8 protein-coding genes are annotated in these 11,057 nt (G+C 37.4%); all 8 read left to right on the top strand.

The window, feature by feature from the left end; translation table 11 throughout:
• The first annotated feature begins 122 nt into the window (after nucleotides 1-122).
• Nucleotides 123-413, top strand: coding sequence for a nucleotidyltransferase family protein (locus AC3DU7_RS08360; RefSeq protein ID WP_488038893.1), 291 nt, complete (start codon nucleotides 123-125; stop codon nucleotides 411-413).
• Complete coding sequence (locus AC3DU7_RS08355; RefSeq protein WP_488038892.1) at nucleotides 410-754, top strand: HepT-like ribonuclease domain-containing protein; 345 nt, start codon at nucleotides 410-412, stop codon at nucleotides 752-754. The genes AC3DU7_RS08360 and AC3DU7_RS08355 overlap by 4 nt, the downstream gene beginning before the upstream one ends.
• Nucleotides 755-880: 126 nt before the next feature.
• Nucleotides 881-3,559 carry a GH92 family glycosyl hydrolase gene (locus tag AC3DU7_RS08350; RefSeq protein ID WP_488038891.1) on the top strand — a complete coding sequence of 893 codons (2,679 nt, stop codon included), beginning with the start codon at nucleotides 881-883 and terminating at the stop codon, nucleotides 3,557-3,559.
• A gap of 541 nt (nucleotides 3,560-4,100) precedes the next feature.
• Complete coding sequence (locus tag AC3DU7_RS08345) at nucleotides 4,101-4,889, top strand: hypothetical protein (protein WP_488038890.1); 789 nt, start codon at nucleotides 4,101-4,103, stop codon at nucleotides 4,887-4,889.
• 211 nt (nucleotides 4,890-5,100) lie between these two features.
• On the top strand, nucleotides 5,101-5,418 hold the full coding sequence (locus AC3DU7_RS08340; protein WP_488038889.1) for a CU044_2847 family protein: 318 nt from the start codon (nucleotides 5,101-5,103) through the stop codon (nucleotides 5,416-5,418).
• Nucleotides 5,419-5,690: 272 nt separating this feature from the next.
• Complete coding sequence (locus tag AC3DU7_RS08335) at nucleotides 5,691-6,773, top strand: trypsin-like peptidase domain-containing protein (protein WP_488038888.1); 1,083 nt, start codon at nucleotides 5,691-5,693, stop codon at nucleotides 6,771-6,773.
• A gap of 168 nt (nucleotides 6,774-6,941) precedes the next feature.
• Nucleotides 6,942-9,518 (top strand): nSTAND1 domain-containing NTPase, encoded by a 2,577-nt coding sequence (locus AC3DU7_RS08330; protein ID WP_488038887.1) that lies wholly within the window; start codon nucleotides 6,942-6,944, stop codon nucleotides 9,516-9,518.
• A 49-nt stretch (nucleotides 9,519-9,567) separates the two neighbouring features.
• Nucleotides 9,568-10,989: a hypothetical protein gene (locus AC3DU7_RS08325; RefSeq protein ID WP_488038886.1), complete on the top strand. Its 1,422-nt coding sequence runs from the start codon at nucleotides 9,568-9,570 to the stop codon at nucleotides 10,987-10,989.
• Nucleotides 10,990-11,057 lie beyond the last annotated feature (68 nt).

Here is an 11,057-nt window from a genome sequence, read left to right as displayed (position 1 = left end):
CATGATTGAAAAACAAGAAAATTTTTACAGTGTCCCACCTGTAGTCAGGGAATATTACAGAGAGAGTAAAGCAAAGCTCAATATGGTATGATTACTTGAAAAATCAAATCTCAATTTAGACTATGAAAATGAGAGAAATGCTAAAACAAAAGCGGGAAGAAATTCTATACTTAGCAGCCCAACATGGAGCATCGAATATCCGAATATTTGGCTCCGTTGCACGAAATGAAGAACGGGAAGATAGCGATATAGATTTTCTTGTGGATATGGAAAGCGATCGCAGTTTACTAGATCGTATTGGTTTAATTCAAGATTTAGAAGACCTTTTAGGTAGAAAAGTAGATGTAGCAACCGTTAAAGGATTACGCGAATCTTTCCGAGAAAGAATCATCACTCAGGCGATACCCCTATGACAGACGATCAAATGTATTTACAAGATATTCTCGATCGCCTCAGTCGCATTGAGGTTTACACGCAAGGAGGAAAAACAGAATTTTTACAATCATTTTTGATTCAAGATGGAGTAATTCGTTGTTTTGAAGTGATAGGAGAAGCCGTCAAACTGCTTTCTCCAGAATTAAGGCAAAATTATTCAGATATTCCCTGGCGAAGAATTGCTGGATTTCGAGATGTCTTAATTCATAACTATGCTGGAATAGACTTGGATGAAGTTTGGAATGTAGTAGAATATAATTTACCAGATTTAAAACCGAAAATTGTACGAATTTTATTGGACATATCTAATGAAACTTGAAAACGCAAATTTGCTAGTCGTACATAGTAATGGTAGTTGGAGACGAGCAACACCTAGCACCGGAGCAAGATGTTCCCACTGGCGTACTCAATGACAAAAATAATTAGATGCACTATTCCCTAATTTATGACTAACACAAATACACCAATCACAGATAACCTCAAATATGTCAATCCCCTAATTGGCACGGGATGTCATGGCCACACCCACCCAGGGGCCAGTGTTCCCAATGGTTTTGTCGTACTTGGTCCCGATACCAGAGTCGAAGGGTGGGATGCCAGTTCCGGATATTATGATAGCGATCGCAGTATTCTCGGTTTTTCCCACACTCACCTAAGCGGTACGGGTATTGCAGACTATGGGGATATTCTAATTTTGCCAAAAATTGGTACTATGACACTCGAACCGGGAACTCTGGAAAACCCAGACTCAGGTTATCGGGAACGCTTTGACAAAAATTCGGAAACAGCTTCTCCTGCTTACTACAAAGTTAAATTAAACTCAGGAATACAAGTCGAACTCACAGCTAAACAACGGAGTGGTTTCCACTACTACACTTTTCCCGAAAATTCTAAGGTTAACCTGCTCATAGACTTAGTTCATCGCCGAGACGAAAACACTATTTCCGCTAGTTTCAAAGTATTAGATCCATACACCATTGTTGGCAGTCGCATCAGTCAAAGTTGGTCGCCGGAACAAAGAATTTATTTTTATATCAAAATAGATAAACCACTGCAAAAAATATATATCTCCACCGATGGCAAAAATCTGAATCAACTCAACAGTGCCAATAACAAATATATTCAATCATATCTAGAATTAGGGCAAATTTCCAATCTCAAAGTACGAATTGGTATTTCCGCAGTAGATATTAATGGGGCGCAAAGAAACCTCGCTAAAGAAATTCCCACCTGGCAATTTTACGAAACAGTTGACTCCGGCAAACAACTCTGGCGCGAGAAACTGGCAAAAATTGATATTGAAACTGAAAACGAAACAGATAAAATCATTTTCTACACTGCTCTTTACCATACTTACAAAGCTCCACATATTTATATGGATGTAGACAAACGGTTTCGGGGAGCAGATGGACGCATTCATACCGCAGGAGGTTTTACTAACTACACCCTATTTTCTCTGTGGGATACATTTCGCGCTCTTCACCCATTGATGACTTTGCTGGAACCCTCAGAAACTAATGAATATATCAAATCTATGTTGATACATTACGACCAAGTGGGTTCCCTACCAAAGTGGAAACTGGGGGAAAAAGATGTCAAAACAATGGTTGGTCGTCATGCTATTAGTGTTATTGTCGATGCTTTTACCAAAGGTTTGAGAAACTATGATAATTGGTGGGCATTGGGAGCAACAATCGACACTATGAATAGAGAAGAAGCAGAATTAAATGCCTATCGTAATTATGGTTTTGTTCCCTCAGATGTCGATGTTAACTGGTCAGTGTCGCGGACTCTAGAATTTGCCTATAATGATTGGGCGATCGCTCAGGTTGCCAGAATTTTTGGAAATATTAGTCTGGCAGAAAGTTATGAAAAACGTTCTCAAGCATATCGCCAAGTATTTGACACAAGTCAAAAATTAATGCGCCCTAAACGTAAGGATGGTAGTTGGGATGATTTCGACCCCTTTGCAGCAGCATGGGAGTCTCCATTTATTGAGGGTAACTCCTGGCAATATACCTGGTTTGTACCTCACAATATTCCCGACTTAATTCAACTCATGGGTGGGAAATCAGAATTTTTAGCACAACTGGAAAAACTATTTTCCCTAGATAGTAGTCAAGGAAATGAACTACCCGATATTACAGGGTTAATAGGGCAATATGCTCACGGCAATGAACCCAGTCATCATATACCTTATCTTTTCAATTTTGTTGATCGCAACGATCTGACTCGTGCTTATGTCAAACAAATACTTACCACAATGTACAAAGCTACACCAGATGGCATCATAGGCAATGAAGACTGCGGACAAATGTCAGCTTGGTATATTCTCAGTGCCTTGGGTTTATATCAGGTGACTCCAGGTACACCAATGTTTGATTTGGGATATCTACATTTTTCTCAAGCGACTATACATTTGGATAATGGCAAAGATTTTGTTATTCAAAAAGGTAATCATTCCGAACCATATTTACTCAATAGTCAACCAGTGTCAGGGTGGCAAATTTCATATCAAGATATTATCAATGGTGGTGTGTTGAGTATTTCTGCACCAACACCAATAAATTCACCAATGCCAACAAATGTAATGCAATGGTATAACCAACCCCCTGTCTGGAGCAACCAAAATGGAGTAATTCAAGTTACCACAGGTGCAAAGACAGATTTTTGGCGAGTGACTAACTATGGTTTTATTCGCGATAACGGTCATTTTTATTATCAGAATATTACAGGTGACTTTACCGCCCAAGTCAAAATTACTGGTAAATATCAAGCATTATACGACCAAGCAGGTTTGATGGTACGTTTGGATGAAAAGACTTGGGTAAAATGTGGCATTGAATTTGTTAATGGCGTGCAACAAGCGAGTGCTGTGGTGACTAGAGAATATTCTGACTGGTCAGTGGTGCCGTTACCGGAAAACCCAGAAAGTATTTGGTTGCGGTTAAAGCGGAGTGGAGAAACGGTGGAAGTGGAATATTCTCTGGATGGAGAGAGTTATAGTTTATTGAGACTAGCTTATTTGACTACAGTAAATGAATTGCAAGTCGGTTTAATGTGTGCTTCTCCTGATGGGGATGGTTTTTCTGTTGTGTTTGAAGAATTTAGACTGTTTGATTAGAGCAGGGCCAACGCATCTAAATTCTGGAAGCTTCTGCCGTTAAGCTTTAGAAAATTAATGAGTAGAAATACTTATAAGTCTAACATCCTTGCCCTGTAAGAACTTCAAAATAAGATGCGTTTGCCCTGTTGATTAGAGAAACCGTTTGCAGTTTTAGTCAACAAAACAAAAATAACCACCTAATTAGAATAAAAATAGATTGGTAGCCAAATATTCCACACTATATTGGTAAATATTTTGTTAAACCATCGGGATTATATTCTGGTAATTAAGGCTTATCAAGAGCGTTTGCTTGTTGAGTGAAATTTAGAACCAGGCTTTATAGGAAAGAGAAAATACATATTTCTAAATACTCAAACGGAGAAACTATTAATTAATAATTAATCCGGAAAGTGGGGTTGCTCAAATGTAATGGTAACTGGCTAATGCCTATCACTGTTGAAATTGAAAATTACTCTATTAAAGCTCTGCGCAGTACATAGATGTGGGTAGTTCAATTCTAGAGTAACTACTACTTACTTTTACTTAATTTATATCAAGTATGAAATTTAGATATCAGTATTTTATCAGAAGAAATCGGCAACTTATTGCTTTTAGTTTAGCATTAATGTTGGCTCTTTTTCCTCTCAAAGTGTTCTCTAAACAGAATACGAACGTATCAACTAAAAAGTCAGTTATTCAAATAACAGAGCGAAACATTGCAGATCAAGAGCAGTACGATATACTGCGTGAAGCTGATGAGCTTTATAAAAAAAATGATTTTCAGGCAGCTAGGGAACTCTATGAAACTGTAAAAATATCGATACGAAAAGAACCAGAACTGGTCAAGGAACCGATATATGAAACAGATGTACAAAAACTCTCAGGGGCAATGAAAGTTTATTGGAGAAGTGCTTTGGATGGTTTCGAGAAAGACAACTATGCGCCTATTTTTGTTTCTCTGCGTCTGTTAACTCGTAATTACCCTGAATTTATTCCTGCTTATTTCAAGTTAGTAGAAGCTTGCAAAATGTACCAAGAAGCTTGTATTAGTGAAAATTACGCTAAGGATGACGATCCGAGAACAATTATTAATATCTTAGAGCAAGCTACGACTCTATATCCTTACGATCCTGATTTACTTAAAGCGAAAATTGAGGCTTTGGATGAGGTTAAAAATTATTTAGGTGCTTCAATAGCAGCTCGCCAGTTTTCCATTATATACCAAGATGAGGAAGAAGCATCTGAATTTAAAGCTTTAGCTGATAAATACCTCAAAAAGTACAAAAGACGGGTAAAAAGACAAGTGATCGGAAGTTCTATTGTTAGTGGATTATTTAACAGAAGTTAATTGCTGATGGGGGTTACAACATCTACTCTTATGAGGGGGTTAAGTCTCACCGCGACATTCAGGATTACATTAATGGCGTGAATGTAGAAAAAGAACCTGAACCTGACGAAGACGATCCAAATCGTGGAAAAAACAGAAATTAGTTTTGTTTTTTAATTAATTTTTATGGGTGCATTTAAGATTGGTTAATTAATTTATGGAGTAATTAAAGATGACATACCTAGAAGAACGCAAAGAGACTATTCCGGTAGAACTTCCTAATGGGGCAATAGTTAAAGTTGAAGTGGCTCAAGTAAGAGGTAGGCAAGATGTTTCATCTTCTATTTTATCTTTCAAACCTGTTACTGATGCGCTAGGGGGAGTAACTGAGGCGATCGCTACTTCATTAGAAAAGGCAAAACCTACTAAGGCTACTGTTAAGCTTGGCATGGAAATATCTTTGGAAGCAGGAAAATTAACTGCAGCAATTGTCAAGGGGTCTAGCAAAGGTAACTTGGAGATTACACTAGAGTGGGAGACAAAAGCCTAGTGAATTAATCAGGATTTACGAAAATATCAAATTATACACCGTCTGTAGGGGCGGACAGCCGTTTGCTTGCACATACTTCGTAACGCTCCTACTAAATATGGTAGTTATGCGTAAGTCTTTTTAATAAACAGGACTTACGCAGAGACTCTACATATAGCGAGGGCGAATGCCATTTGCTAACGCAAAGCTCCGCTAACGCTCCTACAGATGCTGGTTTCAAAGTCAATTTGCGTAAGTCCTGTTAATAAAAAGGGAACAGAAGAAGAGAAATTATGGAATTTTTGAAATATTGCACAGTAAAGTTAAGCTTTGCCAACAACAACAGACAGGGAACAGGTTTTTTTATCGCCCCTGGGTTCATTCTTACCTGCGCTCATGTAGTAAAAGACTTAGATGATTTGCCAATTCAGATTCGCTGGCAACAGGAACAAAACTTTGCTGAAGCTAGAGTCGAAAGCTTAGTCTATAAATTTGATTTAGCTTTGCTAAAGTTTAATCCACCAAAAGATAAAAACCTTCCTTGCGTATACTTAGGGGAAGAAGATTTGATGGATCGTGATGGACTACATACTTTTGGTTATCCAGATCGAGATTATGATGATGGCTGCCCAGCAAAGTTTGTTTACGAGGGGATGATTGGCGGAGAACTACCATTAATTAAGTTTCAATCAGGTCAAGTACGTCCAGGGATGAGTGGTTCAGCATTAGTTAATGAGAGAACTAAAAAAGTTTGTGGTGTTATCAAGTCTACCCTAGATAGTTGGAGTGATTTAGGTGGTGATGCTATACCTACATCTGTAATTCTATCCCAGTTTCCTGAGCTAAGAGAATTACAGCAAAAATTTCATCAGCAAGACCGACGCTGGATTGAAAATATGGAGGGAACTGGTCAAACTGAATCCAAAGGAGAACCTTCTGAATCACAAGATGGGTTTATTTATGATGCCTACATTAGTTATGTGGATAAAGAACCAGATGCAACTTGGGTTTGGGATACTTTAGTACCAAAATTAGAAGATGCTGAACTAAAAATTGCTACTCCAGAAGACGAAATTCTTGGTGTACCTCGTGTTGTAAATATTCAAAACATGATTGAACAATCTAAACGTACTGTGCTTGTTTTATCAAATGATTATTTAGAAGATGATTGGGCTGATTTTCAAAATGTATTAGGACAAACTTTAGGAATTGAGGAAGGCAAATATCGACTTATTACCCTGAAAATTTCAGAATTTGATAATGGGCAACTACCTTCTCGTTTGAGAACATTAACACCCTTAAATTTATTAGTTCATCCTCGCAGAGCAAAATCAGCATTGACTCGTTTAATAGAAACGTTGCGATCGCCTTTATAAAAACGATTAAATTCTACATCAACAGCTAATACCAAAATAATTAGAACTTACGCACCTGCGACGTATTTTCGTCCGAAGCGACCGACAGGGTTTAGCAATCTCAAATCCTAGTTTTTCCTACCTCATGCGTAAGTCCCGATCGTTAACAGTTTTATGATTAACAGTTTTATGAATGAACCACAATTATCTCCCAAGTACGATGTTTTTATATCTTACGCAGAAGCAAATAAAGGTTGGGTAAAAAAATTTTTATTACCATTATTAGAGAGTGCTAAAGTTAAATGTGTCGAACCCGAAAACTTTTCTCTAGGAGTACCTGAACGTCAAGAAGCAGAAGGATTTATCGAAAAAAGTAAGTATGTTTTACTGATTATTTCAGGTGCTTATTTGACTGATAAGTTTACTGAGGTTCTTGCTCAAAGCTATGGAAGAGAAAAGAGATATTGGTCTGTAATTCCGCTGCTTTTAGAACAGGTTCAGTTGTCTTCAAGATTAAAAATGTTAACATCTTTGGATCTTACCGATTCGAGGAAGCGGCACCGGGGAGTAGAGCGTCTCTGCAAACAACTCAAGGGTCCTATATCTGAACTATTTACAAAACCAGACTGTCCTTATCCTGGGATGGAAACTTTTAATGAAGGGGATAGTGAAAACTTTTGGGGTCGTGACAAAGAGATTGATGCAATGGTACGTCAACTGGATAATTATCCTTTTCTTGCAGTTATTGGTCCTTCAGGAAGTGGTAAATCTTCACTGGTTTTTGCAGGATTAATTCCTGCATTGAAAAACAGTCCGCGCTTTTCTGGAAAATCAATAGTGAAAACTATGCGACCTGGTATCAAACCTATGACAACACTTAAACAGATACTAGGAGAGAATTTAGATGAATTAAGTACAACTGTCAATAATTTTCTTGACAATCAATCTAATGCACAACCTTTTCTGCTTATTGTCGATCAATTTGAGGAGGTATTTACAATAGTAAAAGAGCAAGAAGAACTCCAAAATTTTCAACAAAAATTATCCGAATTGATTCAACTTAAAAACTGCTATGTTGTGCTGACAATTAGAGCAGATTTTTATCAAGATTTATTTGCTTTACAACCTCTTTGGAATAAAATTCAAGCCCATCGTTATGAAGTTGAACCTTTGGATAAAAATGGTTTACGGGAAGCAATTTTAAAGCCAGCTAAAAAAGTAGGTGTTTATATAGATCCCGTATTAGAAGAGCGCCTAGTAAGGGATTTTTCAGGAGCTAAAGAACAGGGAATTTTGCCATTTTTTCAAGTAACCTTACAATTTCTTTGGGACAAGCTAGAAGTTCAATACATACCACTTCATGCTTATGAGCAACTCAAGGGATTAGAGGCGATAATAGCTGATAAGGCAAATAAAGCTTTACAATCCTTAAATGAGAAAAATGACAACCTAGAGGGAATTGCCCGTAATATTTTTCTACGTTTAGTACAATTTGGAGAAGGGCAACCAGATACTCGGCGACCAGATACTCGTCGCCAACAATTTGTAAATGATTTACAGAAAGGTAATAATCCTGAAGAATTCAAAACAGTTTTAAATCATTTTCTTGATGGTAAACATCGACTTTTAACTATTAGTGGAGAAGAACATGAATCAGACCAAATAATAGATTTGGCTCACGAAATCTTGATTAGCAGTTGGCCTAAATTTGACGAATGGATAAATCAATACCGTGAAGCAGAAAAAAAACGCCGTCAGTTAGAGGAAAAAGCGCATGAATGGGTCGAACGTAAGAAAAGGAACAATAGTCTGCTCAATAGTTACGACTCAAAAGAAGCAAACAAATGGTTAAAAACACCTGATGCTAATTACCTTGGATACAGTGATGAGCTAATTGCCTTAGTCAAGCGTTCTCAACGTATGATTTTGTTGAGAAAATTAGGTCTATCAGGATTAACAACTGGTTTAATTATTACAGGAATTATAACTTTGTTAGCACGACAACAAGCTGCGCGAGACCAAGTCATAAGAGAAACAGTTCTCAAGGAAACCACACCAGATTTAGTAAGGGAGTTATCACAGCGACTTCCTAGTTTTGTCAAGATTGCAGAGAAAGCAAAAAATTCTAGAAAATTTGAAAAAGCTTTGGCAAACTATCAATTTTTGGTAGGTCTTAAACAAATGGATAGTCAAATAGAATTCTCTGCTAACCCTGATGATTTTTCAGAACTAAAATCAGAAATAAAACAAATTCAAAGAGTTGCTGAACAAGCTGAAAAACCTTTAGCAGAAGTCATAAGTTTAGCTCAGATTCCTATATTAGAAGAACAGTTAAAAGCAGGTAATTTTGGAGTTCGGAAACTTGTAGCACCTAATTCAGAAATTGAAGGGAATTACTTTGGACCAGCAGCAGGAGATCGACAATTTACAGGTGCTTTGCAAACAACTTACAGAATTTTAATGATGGAAAATGGTGCAAATGCAGACCGCAATCAAGATGGTTTATTAATTGATGGAGAAGAACAATTGATTCCCTGTGCTACTTTAGAAGAAATAGAAGAACTGTGGCGCAAACATACTCAAGGCCGTTGTGGGTGGTATGGAAAAAATAGCGATCGCGAGGCTCCAAATTGTCAAGAATTAGAAGGTCAAACCCTAGCAATTAAAATTATTGATAATTTCGCAATCCCTCATTTTCATCAGCGACTAAGCGCAGAGTGTCAAGTTGTTCAATTACCAGAAATAGAAACAGAAATTGCACAGTAAAAATCTACCAATTATTTTGATAAATTTCAATTCAAACTAGGAAAATATTATGAAAAAAATACAACGTTTTTTGCCATTATTCTTGATTAGCTCAGTCACCGTTTCTACCCTAGCAATTTTACCATTTTTAGAAAATTTGAGTAGCCTTGCTGAAATTCCTGCCTATGCCAAAATAGTTCAAATTCTTGGTCCAAATAATATTAGCGTGCGGATTGGTAGACAGGTAAGACCAGTAAATATTGATAGTAGGTTATCTCCTTCTATTAATCATCAACTTAATGCCCTTTTAATGCCTAATAACAATCTAACTTTTGGTACTCTTGAGTTTTTTGAAAAAAATGATAATTCTAAAGGACTAAAAATACAAGCAAAAACACGAAACGATCAAGTCACTTTCTATTACTTTCCTTGCACCATTAGAGTCAGCGGTAATGCAATTATTGAGTGGAAAAATTTAGGTCGAGGTGGTGGTAGAGCCTGTGAAAAGGGTATTCGAGTACAGCAAGCAAGTGCCAGCAAAGCAGAGTTAACAGAATTAAATTTATATGCTAATAGTCAAGGGACGGTTTTTGCTCAAGCACTTCGTCAAAGACAACAAGGTTACTGTAGCGTAGCTTCAGACTCTGGGAAAAGTTGGTACGGGATTAGTACATCAGAAGATCCTTGCCAGGAACCATTACAAGAATGTCAAAAAGATGGAGGAAATAACTGTACTACTTTAGCACAAGATTTTTGGAAGAGTAGGGAATCAGAATTAGAGGCGATCGTATCGTGCAGAAATATTCCTTCTGCTTCACGAAAAGGATCTGGAGCAGAAATGCCAGACTTGATTCGTAATTTATGGAGCGAGGTTCAAGAACAAGGAGGGCAAACTTGTGCATTGAATATTCTGGGAATTAATGAGGCGCTCGTATTGCCAAAGCCTGGTACTCAAAGAACTACTGTTGAGGTGGATGATCTTGACCCTTGTCTAACTTTTAGAACTCACTTTGGAACAGCCATTGTTAAGTCAACTAAAAAACCGGAAGGGACTCCCGTAGAAGTAGGCAAAGAATATAAATACTGTGAAGAATCAGAGGAAGACTCGATAAAATCTGTCGATCCTGAGAATGAGTCCATAGAAATGCAGGTTTTTATGGCTCGTGAGAGAGGATACGAGCTGTGCGATCAGCAACAAGAAAGTGGCGAATCAGGGGTTTATGAACAGATAATACAGCTTACTGCAACGGAAGGGGTAATTAAGATTAATTATGAGATGTATGGCGTACCTGATAGACTAATAGTAACTCATAAAGACAAGACTCTATACGATACGAAAAATGAAAAAGGAAGTGAAAATGGTTACGTTTCAGGAAAAAACACTGTATCAATTTCATTAAAGGAAAACTCTGGGCGAGTAAAAGTGAAAGTAATTGGAAACCTAGAAGACGAAGGAACTAAATGGAATTACGTCTTATCTTGTCCTCGCTAACAATATTCTATAAAACGGAGAGGGGGGGATTCGAACCCCCGTATAAGTCACCCCATAACAGCATTTCC

Source organism: Okeania sp. (assembly GCF_983059655.1).
This window is presented reverse-complemented; position numbering and strand designations above follow the sequence as displayed.

Bases quoted from the DNA above. Each gene is read 5' to 3' on its own strand.
- AC3DU7_RS08325 (WP_488038886.1), top strand. From the start codon at position 9,568: ATGAAAAAAATACAACGTTTTTTGCCATTATTCTTGATTAGCTCAGTC.
- AC3DU7_RS08330 (WP_488038887.1), top strand. From the start codon at position 6,942: ATGAATGAACCACAATTATCTCCCAAGTACGATGTTTTTATATCTTAC.
- AC3DU7_RS08360 (WP_488038893.1), top strand. From the start codon at position 123: ATGAAAATGAGAGAAATGCTAAAACAAAAGCGGGAAGAAATTCTATAC.
- AC3DU7_RS08355 (WP_488038892.1), top strand. From the start codon at position 410: ATGACAGACGATCAAATGTATTTACAAGATATTCTCGATCGCCTCAGT.
- AC3DU7_RS08350 (WP_488038891.1), top strand. From the start codon at position 881: ATGACTAACACAAATACACCAATCACAGATAACCTCAAATATGTCAAT.
- AC3DU7_RS08345 (WP_488038890.1), top strand. From the start codon at position 4,101: ATGAAATTTAGATATCAGTATTTTATCAGAAGAAATCGGCAACTTATT.
- AC3DU7_RS08335 (WP_488038888.1), top strand. From the start codon at position 5,691: ATGGAATTTTTGAAATATTGCACAGTAAAGTTAAGCTTTGCCAACAAC.
- AC3DU7_RS08340 (WP_488038889.1), top strand. From the start codon at position 5,101: ATGACATACCTAGAAGAACGCAAAGAGACTATTCCGGTAGAACTTCCT.